This window comes from Pseudomonas segetis, from assembly GCF_900188155.1.
GTDB classification, from domain to species: domain Bacteria; phylum Pseudomonadota; class Gammaproteobacteria; order Pseudomonadales; family Pseudomonadaceae; genus Aquipseudomonas; species Aquipseudomonas segetis.
Map to the genome: position 1 here is coordinate 320680 of NZ_FZOG01000001.1, position 14430 is coordinate 335109.

The 14430-nt window shown below is 57.3% G+C and carries 14 protein-coding genes; 13 read left to right on the forward strand and 1 reads right to left on the reverse strand.

The genetic code is table 11. From position 1 onward, the window contains the following. Positions 1 to 90: 90 nt before the first annotated feature. The 8 genes from prfB to CHB79_RS01575 all read left to right on the forward strand — a co-directional run bounded on the left by prfB (position 91) and on the right by CHB79_RS01575 (position 7965). Positions 91 to 1186 (forward strand): peptide chain release factor 2 gene (gene prfB / locus CHB79_RS01540; protein WP_138943017.1). Its coding sequence is split into 2 segments (ribosomal slippage): positions 91 to 162 and positions 164 to 1186, totalling 1095 coding nucleotides; the frame shifts between segments, so codons are not numbered across the junction. 170 nt (positions 1187 to 1356) lie between these two features. Then, positions 1357 to 2856: a lysine--tRNA ligase gene (gene lysS / locus CHB79_RS01545; RefSeq protein ID WP_010484758.1), complete on the forward strand. Its 1500-nt coding sequence runs from the start codon at positions 1357 to 1359 to the stop codon at positions 2854 to 2856. A gap of 261 nt (positions 2857 to 3117) precedes the next feature. Next, on the forward strand, positions 3118 to 3831 hold the full coding sequence (locus tag CHB79_RS01550) for a TetR/AcrR family transcriptional regulator (RefSeq protein ID WP_029529380.1): 714 nt from the start codon (positions 3118 to 3120) through the stop codon (positions 3829 to 3831). A gap of 96 nt (positions 3832 to 3927) precedes the next feature. Next, the gene (locus CHB79_RS01555; protein WP_010484762.1) at positions 3928 to 4479 is read left to right on the forward strand and encodes a hypothetical protein; all 552 of its coding nucleotides are present in this window, start codon (positions 3928 to 3930) and stop codon (positions 4477 to 4479) included. A gap of 27 nt (positions 4480 to 4506) precedes the next feature. Beyond that, positions 4507 to 5802, forward strand: coding sequence for a flavohemoglobin expression-modulating QEGLA motif protein (locus CHB79_RS01560; protein ID WP_089358674.1), 1296 nt, complete (start codon positions 4507 to 4509; stop codon positions 5800 to 5802). Positions 5803 to 6014: 212 nt separating this feature from the next. Next, positions 6015 to 6761, forward strand: coding sequence for a TIGR00266 family protein (locus CHB79_RS01565; protein ID WP_089358675.1), 747 nt, complete (start codon positions 6015 to 6017; stop codon positions 6759 to 6761). Beyond that, positions 6761 to 7639: an alpha/beta hydrolase gene (locus tag CHB79_RS01570; protein WP_089358676.1), complete on the forward strand. Its 879-nt coding sequence runs from the start codon at positions 6761 to 6763 to the stop codon at positions 7637 to 7639. Before CHB79_RS01565 ends, CHB79_RS01570 begins: the two co-directional genes overlap by 1 nt. After that, positions 7636 to 7965 (forward strand): PA3694 family proteiin, encoded by a 330-nt coding sequence (locus CHB79_RS01575; protein WP_010484770.1) that lies wholly within the window; start codon positions 7636 to 7638, stop codon positions 7963 to 7965. Before CHB79_RS01570 ends, CHB79_RS01575 begins: the two co-directional genes overlap by 4 nt. Positions 7966 to 8055: 90 nt before the next feature. On the opposite strand, the gene CHB79_RS01580 is transcribed toward CHB79_RS01575, so the two are convergent. Then, positions 8056 to 8400 carry a hypothetical protein gene (locus CHB79_RS01580; protein WP_010484772.1) on the reverse strand — a complete coding sequence of 115 codons (345 nt, stop codon included), beginning with the start codon at positions 8398 to 8400 and terminating at the stop codon, positions 8056 to 8058. A 200-nt stretch (positions 8401 to 8600) separates the two neighbouring features. Here CHB79_RS01580 and ppc point away from each other — a divergent pair, with 200 nt between their 5' ends. The 5 genes from ppc to CHB79_RS01605 all read left to right on the forward strand — a co-directional run bounded on the left by ppc (position 8601) and on the right by CHB79_RS01605 (position 14424). After that, on the forward strand, positions 8601 to 11237 hold the full coding sequence (gene ppc, locus CHB79_RS01585) for a phosphoenolpyruvate carboxylase (protein ID WP_089358677.1): 2637 nt from the start codon (positions 8601 to 8603) through the stop codon (positions 11235 to 11237). A gap of 270 nt (positions 11238 to 11507) precedes the next feature. After that, positions 11508 to 12155: an adenylate kinase gene (adk, locus tag CHB79_RS01590; protein ID WP_010484776.1), complete on the forward strand. Its 648-nt coding sequence runs from the start codon at positions 11508 to 11510 to the stop codon at positions 12153 to 12155. A 141-nt stretch (positions 12156 to 12296) separates the two neighbouring features. Next, positions 12297 to 12977, forward strand: a complete 681-nt coding sequence (tsaB, locus tag CHB79_RS01595; RefSeq protein ID WP_089358678.1) for a tRNA (adenosine(37)-N6)-threonylcarbamoyltransferase complex dimerization subunit type 1 TsaB — start codon at positions 12297 to 12299, stop codon at positions 12975 to 12977. Between the two features lie 221 nt (positions 12978 to 13198). After that, entirely contained in the window at positions 13199 to 13543 is a 345-nt protein-coding gene (locus CHB79_RS01600) for a hypothetical protein (RefSeq protein WP_010484779.1), read from the forward strand. Then, positions 13543 to 14424: a DUF72 domain-containing protein gene (locus tag CHB79_RS01605; RefSeq protein ID WP_089358679.1), complete on the forward strand. Its 882-nt coding sequence runs from the start codon at positions 13543 to 13545 to the stop codon at positions 14422 to 14424. Before CHB79_RS01600 ends, CHB79_RS01605 begins: the two co-directional genes overlap by 1 nt. The last annotated feature ends 6 nt before the right edge of the window (positions 14425 to 14430 follow it).

Below are 14430 nucleotides of genomic sequence, written 5' to 3' on the forward strand. Positions count from 1 at the left end.
CGCTGGACAAACACCGGGCTGTCGATGGCGCGCTACAGCAGGTATAATCGTCGGCTTTTCGAACGTTTTACCTGCGAGTGCCCGCCAGCTATGGAAATCAACCCGATCGTTAACAGCATCAAGGACCTCTCCGAGCGCACCCTGACAATTCGGGGGTATCTTTGACTACGATCAAAAGCATGATCGTCTAGTTGAAGTAAACCGTGAGCTTGAAGACCCAAATGTCTGGAATGACCCTGAGTACGCCCAGAACTTGGGGCGCGAACGCGCATCCCTTGCATTAATAGTCGAGACTCTGGACGACCTTCAGACAGGTTTGGCCGACTGTGCCGACTTGCTCGAAATGGCCGCTGAAGAAGACGATCAGGGCGCAGTTGATGATGTAGCGACCGAAGTTGAACGTCTGCGTGAAATTCTTGAGAAGCTTGAGTTCCGCCGCATGTTCAGCGGTGAAATGGACCCTAATAACGCTTATCTGGATATCCAGGCGGGCTCTGGCGGCACCGAGGCTCAGGACTGGGCCAATATGCTGCTGCGCATGTACCTGCGCTGGGCAGACAAACGCGGTTTTGATGCGACCATCATGGAGCTATCGGCTGGCGAAGTCGCCGGTATCAAAGGCGCGACCGTGCATATCAAGGGCGAGTACGCCTTTGGTTGGCTGCGCACTGAAATTGGTGTTCACCGCCTGGTGCGCAAGAGTCCGTTCGACTCGGGCAATCGTCGCCATACCTCGTTTACAGCAGTGTTTGTCTCGCCTGAAATCGATGACAACATCGAGATCGAGATCAATCCGGCTGACCTGCGTATTGATACCTATCGCTCCTCCGGCGCCGGTGGTCAGCACGTAAACACCACTGATTCTGCGGTACGTATCACCCACGTGCCGACCAACACGGTGGTGAGCTGCCAGAACGAGCGTTCTCAGCACGCCAACAAAGACACCGCCATGAAAATGTTGCGGGCCAAGTTGTACGAGCAAGAGATTCAAAAGCGTAATGCGGCCTCGCAAGAGCTCGAGGACTCCAAGTCGGACATCGGCTGGGGTCATCAGATTCGCTCTTATGTGCTCGATCAGTCGCGAATCAAGGATTTGCGCACCAATATCGAGAACAGCAACTGCGACGCGGTACTCGATGGCGACCTCGACGGTTTTATCGAGGCCAGTCTCAAGCAAGGACTGTAAAAAACAGCCTCGCTCGCGCGGCTGTGCAACACAACGCAATGTAGGTTGAATCCAGCTAAGCTGGGGCAACGAGCGGCGCTGCATTTGCGTAGGATACCGGTCAAGCAGGCCGGATGTTGGGCATCGCTGCGCTCAGCAACACCTACGAATACAGGAACAGACGGAAGACCATGAGCGACGAACAAATCGACCAGCACGATCTGCAACAGGAAGAAAACAAGCTGATTGCCCAGCGCAAAGAAAAGCTTGCCGCCGTGCGTGAGCAGGGCATTGCCTTCCCCAACGACTTCCGCCGCGACAGCTACTGCGCGGACTTGCAGAAACGGTATGTCGATAAGACCAAGGAAGAGCTGGCTGAAGCCGCGATTCCAGTCAAGGTTGCCGGTCGTATCATGCTCAACCGTGGCTCCTTCATGGTGCTGCAAGACATGACTGGGCGCATTCAGGTCTACGTCAACCGTAAAACCCTGCCTGAGGAAACCCTGGCGGCGGTCAAAACCTGGGACCTGGGCGACATCATTGCCGCCGAAGGTACCCTGGCGCGCTCGGGCAAGGGCGACTTGTACGTTGAAATGACCAGCGTGCGGCTGCTGACCAAGTCCCTGCGTCCGCTGCCGGACAAGCACCATGGCCTGACCGATACCGAGCAGCGTTACCGCCAGCGTTACGTTGACCTGATCGTCAATGAAGAGGTCCGCCAGGACTTCCGCGTGCGTTCGCAGGTGATCAGTCATATTCGTAAATTCCTCGCTGAGCGCGACTTCCTGGAAGTCGAAACGCCAATGTTGCAGACCATTCCGGGTGGTGCAGCAGCCAAGCCGTTTGAAACCCATCACAATGCGCTGGACATGCCGATGTTCCTGCGTATCGCGCCTGAGCTGTACCTCAAGCGTCTGGTAGTCGGTGGCTTTGAGCGGGTATTCGAGATCAATCGCAACTTCCGTAACGAAGGTGTCTCGACCCGCCATAACCCAGAATTCACCATGCTTGAGTTCTACCAGGCTTATGCCGACTACGAAGACAACATGGACCTCACCGAAGAGCTGTTCCGTGAGTTGGCCCAGCTGGTCTTGGGTAGTACAGATGTGCCGTATCAGGGCAAGGTCTTCCATTTTGGCGAACCCTTCGTGCGCCTGTCGGTATTCGATTCGATCCTCAAGTACACCGATGTGACGGCCGAGCAGCTGCGTGACATTGACAGTGCCCGTGAGATCGCCAAGAAGGCTGGCGCCAAGGTGCTGGGCTTTGAAGGCTTGGGCAAGTTGCAGGTGATGATTTTCGAAGAGATGGTTGAGCCAAAGCTGGAGCAGCCACACTTCATCACCCAGTACCCATTCGAAGTCTCGCCTTTGGCACGGCGTAATGATCAGGACCCAAGCGTCACCGATCGCTTTGAACTGTTCATCGGTGGACGTGAGATCGCCAACGCCTATTCCGAGCTTAACGATGCCGAGGATCAAGCCGAGCGCTTTATGGCACAGGTTGCGGATAAGGATGCCGGCGACGACGAGGCCATGCACTATGATGCTGACTTTGTTCGCGCGCTGGAATATGGCATGCCGCCGACTGCGGGCGAAGGTATTGGTATCGACCGCCTGGTGATGCTGCTGACCGATGCGCCCTCAATTAGGGATGTGATCCTATTCCCGCACATGCGACCGCAAGCGTGAGACGCTGAGCAAAAGCCGCCTTCGGGCGGTTTTCTGCTTCTGGGGCCAAGGTGTCGCAAGGTGATATCACTTCGTCTATTGAGTGAACCTGCATGAACTGCATTGTTGGGCAGTATGAGGCTGCGTAGCCCCGTGTAACTTTCCAGCCCCCGCAAAGGTCAATACATAGAGCTGGACACCGACGGCTTGCCGGTGAAGTCAATAAGTCTAGGGAAGGTCGCGAAACTCTTTTATACGTATGTGTTAGAGGACTGTCTGCCTGTGAAACGCGTAATGACTCAAGACGATGATAGCTTTGCAGCAACTGCTGTAACCGACAATATCCAATACCAGGGACGTAAAGCCAGCAGGGCTGGTAGTGAGAAACGCCGCCAAGCCATTCTTGAAGCAGCGTTGCGTATTATCGTGCGCGATGGCGTGCGCGCTGTTCGCCACCGGGCTGTGGCTGCCGAGGCGCAGGTGCCGTTGTCAGCGACCACCTATTACTTCAAAGATATCAACGACCTGATAAGCGACACCTTCACTCTGTTCGTGGAGCGTTGCGCGGCTAACCAGACCGAGCTGTGGAGCAGCAACGACGCATTGTTGCAAGAGCGCGTGAGCCATTTTGATGGTTCACCAGCCAGGCTGCGGGCCTTTGCCGATGAAGTGGCGCAGATGGCGGTTGCCTTCGTACGCAGCCAGCTGATTGACCGTCGCGATCACTTGCTGGCTGAGCAGGCATTTCGCCACGAAGCGTTGCTCAATCCCCGCTTGCACGATCTGGTGCGGGCCCAGGCGCAAATCGTTTTGCACGGAGCGACACGTTTCTTCGCTATGATCGGCTCAAAGCATCCGGCCGAGGATGCAATACTCTTGACGACTGCAGTCGAGCGCATGGAATATCGAGGGCTTATCGAGGGCGTTGATGCGCTGGACATTGAAGCAATGTTAGCCATTCTTAAACGGTATCTGTATTTGGTCCTGGGCGTTTAAGCAACCGCAGCCAGCAGGCTGCGATCATCGAAGGGCCCGGGCATCGAGTGGCAGCGATCGGAGCAGTACACAACCCGATTTCACAAGGAGAGCTGAATGAAAGCCTGGCGTGCGTTGGTCGCCTTGTCCTTCCTGTTGTTGAGTGGCTGCCTGGTTACCTTCAAAGATCCGATTCCGGCCAATGAAGCGGCGCCTATTCCGTTGCTGGGCGAGTGGTCGCGCAAAAACGAATGGGGAGAGTTGCAGTACCTCGAAATCAGCCGCTCGGGCTCCAATACCTACAAGGCGAGAAGCTTCGAAGGCAGCCTGGATAATCTTGATGATGTCGAGGAGTACGGTTTCACCGTCGCTCATCATGGTAGCCGCTGGTATATGTCGACCGGCTTGCCCAAGCGTTTGGGCGCCAATTTTGTAATCCTCGGCTTTGAGTTGACGCGCAACAATGAGCTGGTGTTGTACAGTCTCGATGTTGAACGCATGCTGCAAGAGCTTGAAGAAGGTCTGTGGCAGGGCAAAATGGTGGAAATGCCGGTGGGCGAGGGTGTGCTGATCACCTCGCCGATGGAGCAGGTTTTTGCATACCTGAATGATCCTGCCAATTCGGACGTGTTTATCGAGGTTGCGCGCTTTCAGCGTGAAGCCGAGTAATTCTGGTCTTGAGGCCGCGAGGGAGTGATGAACAGTCATGTAGGTTTGGATGATTATCAATTAATCGTCCGTGCGTTGTCAGACAGGATCGTCGAGGCGCAAACGCCCATTCGGGTACTGGATGCGGTGAAGTGGGACGAAAGCGTCCGCAGCGAGTTTCTCAAGCACAAGGGAAAAATGCTGCCCAAGGTCGACCGGGCCTACTATGACAGTCGTCCGCTGGCCTTTGATGCGACGGCAAAAAAGCTCGAATTTCAGAATATCGAACGCGATATCACGCGCCAACTGGGGCAGTTCAACCCGGTTGGCCAGATTATGCGTCGCATGTGCCGCGAGTACCGCATGGTTATTCGCATGCTGGAAGCGCGCGGAACCGAGGACTTCGGCCTTATTTCGCAAGACCTCTATGGCGCCGCCTCGGATGCATTCCATGCCGGTGATCCAACCCTGGCTGACCTGGGCGTCATGTTCTCGGGGTTTCTCAATAACATCGACAGCCGGGGCGACTTGAAGGATGAGGTCAAGAATCTCAATGCCAAGGCTGCGGTCGATCTGTTGCAGCATCGCCTGAACAAGGTGTTCGGCGAGCACGAGGATACCATTCGCGTATTCGAGTCCGACGGTATCCTGGCGGACGCAGCGGCCGGCGCGGATTACATCAAGATTCGTACCGATGCGATGTTCAACGAGCGCGACGTCAAGGCGCTTGAGGTCCATGAGGGACTGGTTCATGTCGCAACCACCCTCAACGGCCAGAACCAGCCGATTTGCACCTTCCTTGCCAAGGGCCCGCCGTCCTCGACCGTGACTCAGGAGGGGCTGGCAATCCTGATGGAGGTGATCAGCTTCGCTTCGTATCCAACCCGCCTGCGCAAGTTGACCAACCGTACCCGCGCCATCCACATGGCCGAGGAGGGGGCTGATTTCCTGCAGGTATTCGAGTTTTATCGCGAGCAGGGCTTTAGCCTCGAAGAAAGCTACAGCAATGCCAATCGGGCCTTTCGTGGGTCGACGCCAACGGGCTTGCCTTTCACCAAGGATCTCTCCTACCTGAAAGGCTTTATCATGATCTACAACTACATCCAGCTTGCGGTACGCAAAGGCAAACTGGAGCAGATCCCGCTGCTGTTCTGCGGCAAGACCACGCTGGAAGACATGCGTACCCTGCGCCAGTTGGTTGATGAAGGCCTGGTGGTGCCACCCAAGTACCTGCCACCACAGTTCAGTGACTTGAACTCCTTGTCGGCGTGGATGTGTTTCTCCAACTTCCTCAATAACCTGAGCCTTGATCGTATTGAGGCCGACTACGCCAACATCCTGTAGCGTCCTGTACTTTGCTGATGCTGCGTTTGAGTTGCCCCCGAAAATGCTCATTTACCGGAGTAAACTCCGCTTTTTCAGAAGGGCTGCGTCTTGCCTGGCCTGCGCTCGCCACGCCCACGATTTGTATTGGTAGCGGGGATAATTAAAGGGCTGTTTAAGATCTTCGGTCTAAGGAACATCTGAAAATATATGTTCAGTATTAAGGATTTTTAATGAACAGCCACGAACTTGAGTACGAAATTCTTGGTAACTCGGCGCAAAGCGTCGAGGTGATTCTGGACCCGGGGGAGACGGTGATTGCCGAGGCCGGGGCGCTGAACTACATGACCGAGGATGTGCGTTTTGAAACCCGCATGGGCGATGGCTCATCCTCTGGCTTGCTGGGCAAGTTGTGGAGCGCGGGCAAGCGCATGGTCACCGGTGAGTCGATGTTTATGACGCACTTCTCCAATACGGGTGACAAGCAGGCACGGGTGGCCTTTGCCGCACCGTATCCGGGCAGCGTGGTGCCGGTCTCACTGGCCCAGGTGGGTGGTTCGCTGGTCTGCCAGCGAGATTCGTTCCTGTGCGCAGCGCGTGGTACATCCATCGGCATCAGCTTTAACAAGCGCCTGGGCGCCGGTTTTTTTGGCGGCGAGAGTTTCATCCTGCAAAAGCTTGAAGGCGATGGCCTGGTGTTCCTGCATGCGGGCGGCACCGTTATTCGCAAAGAGTTGAATAATGAAACCTTGCGCCTCGACACCGGTTGCCTGGTCGGCTTCAGCTCAGGCATCGACTACGATATCAAGTTGGCTGGCGGGCTCAAGAGCATGCTGTTTGGCGGAGAAGGGATCTTTCTTGCAACGCTCAAGGGCACCGGCACCGTATGGATTCAAAGCTTGCCTTTTTCACGCCTGGCAGAGCGCATCTATGAGGCAACCTACAAGGCTCGTGAAGAAGTCCGTGCAGGCGGCCAATGATGCGCGCGCTTGTATTGTTGGTGATTGTCCTGCTGCAAGGTTGCAGTTCGCTGTTGTTCTATCCCGCCAAGGGGTTGCCCTTCACTCCTGAGCGCGCCGGGCTGGCGTTTCGCGACGAATACCTGGTCGCCGCCGATGGCACGCGCCTGAATGCATGGTGGCTGCCGGCAAAGGCTGGAGTGGAGGTCAAGGGCACTGTTCTCTATCTGCATGGCAACGGCGGCAACATGGCCATGCACCTGGGTGCGCCCTGGTGGTTGCCTGAGCAGGGCTATCAGGTATTGATGCTCGATTATCGCGGTTACGGCCTGTCTGAGGGTGAGCCGAGCCTGCCTGAGATTTATCAGGACATTGATGCGGCATTTGCACAGCTTGACGATACTGCCGAGGTGCGCGGCATACCCTTGTTCGTGCTTGCCCAAAGCCTGGGCGGTGCATTGGCCGTGCATTATCTTGCCGAGCACCCGCAACAAGCCAAGAGGCTTGATGCCTTGATCATCGACGGCACGCCCGCCAGCTACCGTGAGGTTGCCCAATACGTGCTGAGCACCTCCTGGCTCACTTGGTTGTTGCAAGTGCCATTAAGCGAGTTTGTCCCCGATGACGAAAGCGCAATTACTGCAATTCCCAGGCTCAAAGGCTTACCATTGCTGATTTACCACAGTATCGATGATCCCGTGGTGCCGGTATCCAACGCAATAAGCCTGTATCAGGCAGCGCCCGCGCCGAGGGTCTTGCAGCTGACCCGTGGTGGTCATGTGCAAACCTTCAATGACCCTACCTGGCGTGAAGTGCTGCTGCTGTTTATGAGTGACCCGCAAGGCTTCAAGGGCCTGCGCCGCTTAGCCGAAGTTCCTAACTCTGAGAGTCCGCAATGACTGAACGTGATCCTGCAATTCCAATGATTCTGACCGCTGTTGCCACTGTTTGCGCCACTGTCGCGGTGTTGACCTACTACGGTTACGTGCAATTTTCCAAGCCGCAGGATGCCTTGCTCTTGTCTGAATTCACCATGCTCAAGACGGTGCCGGGCGAGGACTACAAAGTCTCCCTGCAGCCTGCTTCACAGGTCGCCAAGTGCGTCGACGGTATTGTGGTGATGTTCGATACCGAGCAAAAAGGGCTGACCGGGGTCTTGGTCAATAATCGCAAGCAGGCGGTCCACTGCATCGGTGAAAAAACACCACAGCAGGTCATGCCCTGACCATCACTGAATCCTTCGCGGCCAGCTGTGCTGATCTGCCCTGGCCGCTTGCACCTCAGGCGTATTCATTGACGTCTCGGTTGCAAGCGGCTAGTGATCCGCGCTTTTCAGTTGCTCGTTCAGGTCATGCAGGTATTTGCGAGACAAGGCCAGAAAGCGCGGTGTAGGACCAATGTCCTCGAACAATGGATCACCTAGCTCGTCGGTCGCCACCACATGGCTGCCTTTCACATAAGGCAGGCTGGCCTCCAGCTCCTCAAGTGCGGCGCCAATCAGCTCACCGAGCAGCTCTTCCGGGCTACGCTTGGGATACATTTCCGCCAGCGCAGCCACCCGCGCGGCAGCTTCGACATCCAGGCGGATTTGATAAGGGCTGCGGGTCAGGCGACCCTTGGCGTTCTGTTCCCAATGGCCTACCAGTTCGCGAATTCTCATGACTAACTCATCCTTTGCCCGCTCGTGGCAGGCTTCAGTGCGATCTTGGTTCGGCGTGATTTTCTGAAGCACGCCTACTACACAAGACTAGACCGCAAATAGTCCGGCTGAGTTCGATGTCGTGCGCTTGTAAGAGATTGCCGCAATGGGGCACTCTTGGCTTACGCACCACTCTTTTTGACGTAGCGGGGAGCACTGGCATGGCTGAAATAGACGCGCGCCTGCGCGAAAACGTCCACCAACTCGGCGAGTTGCTTGGGCAGACTATCCGCACGCAGTACGGCGATGAGTTTCTCGACAAGATTGAGCGTATCCGCAAAGGCGCAAAAGCGGCGCGCCGCGGCTCCAAAGAAGGCGCGCAGCAGCTAAGCGAGACCCTCAATAACCTTGAGGATGATGAACTGTTGCCGGTGGCACGTGCCTTCAACCAGTTTCTGAACCTGGCCAATATTGCTGAGCAATATCACCGCATTCGCCGGCGTACCAGCGTCGAGCCAGAACCCTTTGAATCGCGTGTCCTGGGTGAGTTGCTGCAGCGTTTACTCAGCGGTGGCCACGGCAAGGACGAGTTGGCCAGGCAGTTGGGCCGTTTGGATATCGAGCTGGTGCTCACCGCGCATCCGACCGAGGTTGCACGGCGCACCCTTATTCAAAAATACGATGCCATCGCCGCTGAGTTGGCGCAGCAAGATCACAGTGACTTGACCGACAATGAGCGTCAGCAGATCAGCGAGCGCTTGCGCCGGCTGGTCGCCGAGGCCTGGCATACCGAGGAAATCCGTCGTACCCGGCCAACGCCGGTGGATGAAGCCAAATGGGGCTTCGCGGTTATCGAACACTCGCTGTGGCAGGCGGTTCCCAACTTTATGCGCCAGGCTGATATCGCCTTGCAGGCCGCCACAGGTTTCCGCTTGCCGCTTGAAGCCGCGCCGGTACGCTTTGCCTCCTGGATGGGGGGTGACCGCGATGGTAATCCGAATGTCACCGCCGCGGTCACGCGCGAAGTGCTCCTGTTGTCACGCTGGATGGCAGCGGATCTGTATCTGCGCGACATCGACCAGTTGGCGGCTGGGCTGTCGATGCAAGAGGCCAGCCCGGAACTCTGTGCTGCTGTGGGTAAAACCGCAGAGCCTTATCGGGCGCTGCTTAAACAGTTGCGTGAGCGTCTGCGGGCGACACGTCGCTGGGCGCAAGAGGCATTGCACAGTCAAACCCAGGCCAGCGAGGCGGTTCTGCACGACAATCGCGACCTGCTGGAGCCGCTGCAGCTGTGTTATCGCTCCCTGCACGAATGCGGCATGGGCGTGATCGCCGATGGGCCTTTGCTGGATTGTCTGCGCCGTGCGGCGACATTTGGCCTGTTTCTAGTCCGGCTGGACGTGCGCCAGGATGCATCTCGACATGCTGCGGCGTTGAATGAAATCACCGACTACCTCGGGCTGGGCAGCTATGCCGAGTGGGATGAAGACCGGCGTTTGCAGTTTTTGCTGACCGAACTGGAAAATCGCCGTCCATTGTTGCCGGAGCACTTCAAGCCCAGTGCGGATACCGCTGAAGTATTGGCAACCTGCCGAGAAGTTGCCCAGGCGCCAGCAGCCTCCCTGGGCTCATACGTGATTTCCATGGCGGGCGCATGTTCAGATGTGCTGGCGGTGCAGCTATTGCTCAAGGAATCCGGGCTGCAGCGCCCCATGCGCGTGGTTCCGCTATTTGAAACCCTGGCGGACCTGGACAACGCAGGGCCGGTGATCGAGCGTCTGCTGGGCATAAAAGGCTATCGCGCCAGGTTGCATGGCCCGCAAGAAGTAATGATCGGCTATTCCGACTCATCCAAGGATGCTGGCACCACCGCTGCCGCCTGGGCGCAGTACCGGGCGCAGGAAGCCCTGGTTGATATTTGCAAGGCACATGATGTGGAACTGCTGTTATTTCACGGCCGCGGCGGCACGGTGGGTCGTGGCGGTGGTCCTGCCCATGCGGCGATCCTGTCGCAGCCGCCGGGCTCGGTTGCAGGGCGTTTTCGCACCACCGAGCAGGGCGAGATGATTCGTTTCAAGTTTGGACTGCCGGATATTGCCGAGCAGAACCTGAATCTGTACCTGGCTGCCGTACTCGAGGCTACGCTTCTACCACCGCCAGCCCCGCAGCCGGCCTGGCGCGAAATGATGGATAAACTCGCTGCCGATGGCGTTGCAGGCTATCGCGCCGTGGTACGGGAGACGCCGGAGTTCGTTGAGTATTTTCGCCAGGCAACCCCTGAACAGGAACTGGGCCGTCTACCCTTGGGCAGCCGTCCGGCGAAGCGCAGGGCCGGTGGTGTCGAGAGCCTGCGGGCCATTCCATGGATTTTCGCCTGGACTCAAACCCGGCTTATGCTCCCGGCATGGCTGGGTTGGGACCGCGCGCTCAATAACGCATTGCAACGCAATGAAGCCGACTTGCTGGCGCAAATGCGCGAGCAATGGCCGTTCTTCCGCACCCGTATCGACATGCTTGAAATGGTGCTGAGCAAGGCTGATGAAGCCATCGCCGGCCTTTACGATGAGCGGTTGGTTGATCCTGCACTTCAGCCCTTGGGTGCGCATTTACGCGACCTATTGTCGCAGGCCTGCGCGTGCGTGCTCGGGCTGACCCAGCAGTCGCAACTGCTCGGTCACAGTCCGGAGACGCTGGAGTCTATCACCGTGCGCAACACCTATCTCGACCCGCTGCACCTGCTGCAGGCTGAGTTGTTGGCGCGTTCGAGGATGCGTGAAAATCAGGCAGACACCCCTCTGGAACAGGCTCTTTTGGTGAGTGTCGCCGGTATTGCCGCCGGTTTACGCAATACCGGTTAAGTCGGTAACTGTTTTATTCAGGTCTATGGCGCCCCTGGGTAGGCTGCATCCCCGTTTTAAGGGGGATGCAGCGCCAAGCAGCCGAATGCCGGTTGGCAGCCGCTGGAGGTGTATCCGACTTTCGGTGGCTTGTGCAGGGGGGGACTGCTGTGTATCTTGATCGGCCTTTGGCAGTTTGTTGCGCAAGTGTGCGGCTGCCCTGAATATTCTGAGATTGGCCCCAAGAGGCGAGTCCACTGATTTATTACTTACAATTTGAGGAGCACATCGATGCGCGTGATTTTGCTAGGGGCGCCCGGTGCCGGAAAAGGTACCCAAGCGGGCTTCATTACCAAGAAGTTCGCGATTCCACAGATTTCGACTGGCGACATGCTGCGTGCCGCGGTAAAAGCCGGCAGCCCGCTTGGCCTCAAGGTCAAGGGCGTGATGGACAGCGGTGGCCTGGTTTCCGATGAGATCATTATTGACCTGATCAAAGAACGCATTACCCAGCAAGATTGTGCCAATGGTTTCCTGTTCGACGGTTTCCCGCGCACCATTCCCCAGGCAGAAGCGCTCAAGCAGGCAGGGGTGAATATCGATTACGTGGTCGAGATCGCCGTTGAAGACGAAGAAATCGTCAAGCGTATTGCTGGTCGTCGCGTTCACCCAGCCTCTGGCCGTGTGTATCACACCGAATACAATCCGCCGAAAGTTGCCGGCAAGGATGACGAAACAGGCGAAGAGCTGATCCAGCGCGAAGACGACAAGGAAGAAACAGTACGTCATCGCCTGTCGGTCTATCACTCGCAAACCAAGCCGCTGGTAGACTTCTACCAGAAGATGGCTGCTGCCGAAGGCACGCCTAAGTACAGCGCCATCGCAGGTGTTGGTTCAGTCGATGAGATCACCACCAAGGTCTTGGCTGCACTGTCTTAAGCGACCCCCTAAACTCGACCCGGCCTGTATTCCAACAACGGCTCGCTTAGGCGGGCCGTTGTTGTTTCTCAGGGTTGCACGCCTACAGCTTCTTGTCTCCAGCGTTTATACTGCGCGGCCATCTGTTTGCCGGACGCCGCCATGACCACCCTGTTGGCCCTCGATACCGCCACCGAAGCTTGCTCGGTTGCTTTGCTGCACGACGGCAAAGTGCTCAGCCATTACGAAGTGATACCGCGCCAGCATGCGCAGCGCCTGTTGCCGATGATCAAGGCTTTGATGGCTGAGGCCAGCCTGCCCATGTCGGCGCTCGATGCCATTGCATTTGGCCGCGGGCCCGGGGCGTTCACGGGTATTCGTATTGCTATTGGTGTGGTGCAGGGCCTTGCCTTCGCCTTGGATCGACCGGTTATTCCTGTCTCCAATCTGGCGGTGTTGGCGCAACGTGCCATGCGCGAGGAGGGCGCTGTTCAAGTTGCCGCAGCGATTGATGCGCGCATGGATGAGATCTATTGGGGCTGTTACCAGGCGCAGCAGGGTGAAATGCGCTTGGTCGGGCGCGAAGCCGTGATGGCTCCGGAGCTTGCCAGCCTGCCGGACGGCTCAACGGGTGGCTGGTTTGCTGCAGGGACAGGCTGGGGCACCTTTGCCGAGCGCATTGCAATCAAGCCAAGTGCCCAGGCTCCATCGATGTTACCCCATGCCCAAGACTTGCTGGCGCTGGCCCAATTCGCCTGGGCGCGAGGCGAGTCGCTGGTTGCAGATCAAGCGCAACCGGTGTACCTGCGTGACCAGGTGGCAACGCCAAAAGCATCGAGCTAATGAGTCGCCCGGCTTTTATATTCGTACACTGGCCTGTCGCTTGGATATGGCCGTTTGAGCAGAAAAGCTCGCGGCTGGTCACTTGTGGATTGCCAAGTGCTTTACACAGGTTTAGATTGCAGCTGCAAGCACCGTAGTTACTGATGATCAGGGTGTTGAGGAGCCTTCTGGGCTACCCCAGCAATACCCGGCGCAGTGGCTTCTCAGAGGTTTCATAGTTAATGCGTATAGACGGCTCCATAGTCCCATACTCGCCAGATCGTGGCCCTCGCTCGGGGACTGCGGTCACCCCGTATCGCGAAGCCCAGCGCGAGGCTGAGACGCGCCGTGAACAACCGACGGCGGTGGGTGCGAGCCAAGGTTTTGAAACTGCACCGCAGATTCGTCGGGTGCAAGCTTCCAGCGAGAGCGCGCCGAGTCGTACCAGTCAGGCGCAGGACCTGGTCTACCAACAGCCGGCGATCAGCAGTCGCGCCTCGCAAGCGATTGCCAGTTACAGCACCACCGCACAATTCATTACCGAATCCGATGCGCAGCAGGTGCTGGGTCTCGATCTCTACGCCTAGTGTTACCGTATTTTCTTGGCTGCCCATCATGGAGCGAAGCTGCCTGGCGCGGCTCGATCTATGCCCAAGGCACGCGTCCGACTGATTTCCTCAAGCACTACTGCCAGCTGTTCAATGCAGTCGAAGGCAACACCACCTTTTACGCGCGCCCAGCGGTTGAAACCATCAGCAAATGGTCCGAGGCAATGCCTGAGCATTTCCGTTTTTGCGCGAAATTGCCACGGGATATCAGCCATTGCGATGACCTGCGCGGGCAGTTGCAGGCGCTGGATGATTTTCGCGCACTGCTGGCCCCCCTGGGCGCACGGGTGGCGCCGTACTGGTTGCAATTGCCTGCAAGCTTTGGCCCACAACGCCTGGCTGAACTGGCGCTGTTGATCAAGCACTGGGGCACAGGTTCAGGCCATTTTGGCGGTCGGGCCCTGGCCATTGAAGTGCGTCACCCTGAGTTTTTTGCCAAGGGCGAAGCGGAGCGTGCGCTTAATCGCCTATTGCTTGATCAGGGGGTGGAGCGCATTTGCCTGGATTCGCGAGCGCTGTTCAGCTGCAACTCCGGCGAACCGCACGTTATCCATGCGCAAGACAAGAAGCCGCGTTTGCCCACGCGACCCACGGCGTTCAGCCAGGCGCCACAACTGCGCTTTATTGGCCATCCCGAGGTGCTTGAGAATGATCCATTTATGGCGCCTTGGCTGGATAAGGTCGCCAGCTGGATCGAACAGGGCTTGAGCCCTTATGTGTTTTTGCACACCTCGGATAACCGGCTCGCGCCACAGTTGGCTCGACGCTTTCATCAGCAACTGATGACGCGCTTACCCGGGTTGCCCGACTTGCCTGTACTTGAGATAGAAGCCCCGGCAGAGCAACTGGGGCTTCTATAGACGGGT

Excerpts from the sequence above, each read along its gene's own strand:
- CHB79_RS01600 (WP_010484779.1), top strand. The coding sequence starts at position 13,199 with ATGCGTATAGACGGCTCCATAGTCCCATACTCGCCAGATCGTGGCCCT.
- CHB79_RS01560 (WP_089358674.1), top strand. The coding sequence starts at position 4,507 with ATGAACAGTCATGTAGGTTTGGATGATTATCAATTAATCGTCCGTGCG.
- ppc (WP_089358677.1), top strand. The coding sequence starts at position 8,601 with ATGGCTGAAATAGACGCGCGCCTGCGCGAAAACGTCCACCAACTCGGC.
- tsaB (WP_089358678.1), top strand. The coding sequence starts at position 12,297 with ATGACCACCCTGTTGGCCCTCGATACCGCCACCGAAGCTTGCTCGGTT.
- CHB79_RS01575 (WP_010484770.1), top strand. The coding sequence starts at position 7,636 with ATGACTGAACGTGATCCTGCAATTCCAATGATTCTGACCGCTGTTGCC.
- CHB79_RS01565 (WP_089358675.1), top strand. The coding sequence starts at position 6,015 with ATGAACAGCCACGAACTTGAGTACGAAATTCTTGGTAACTCGGCGCAA.
- adk (WP_010484776.1), top strand. The coding sequence starts at position 11,508 with ATGCGCGTGATTTTGCTAGGGGCGCCCGGTGCCGGAAAAGGTACCCAA.
- CHB79_RS01580 (WP_010484772.1), bottom strand. The coding sequence starts at position 8,400 with ATGAGAATTCGCGAACTGGTAGGCCATTGGGAACAGAACGCCAAGGGT.
- CHB79_RS01570 (WP_089358676.1), top strand. The coding sequence starts at position 6,761 with ATGCGCGCGCTTGTATTGTTGGTGATTGTCCTGCTGCAAGGTTGCAGT.
- CHB79_RS01555 (WP_010484762.1), top strand. The coding sequence starts at position 3,928 with ATGAAAGCCTGGCGTGCGTTGGTCGCCTTGTCCTTCCTGTTGTTGAGT.
- lysS (WP_010484758.1), top strand. The coding sequence starts at position 1,357 with ATGAGCGACGAACAAATCGACCAGCACGATCTGCAACAGGAAGAAAAC.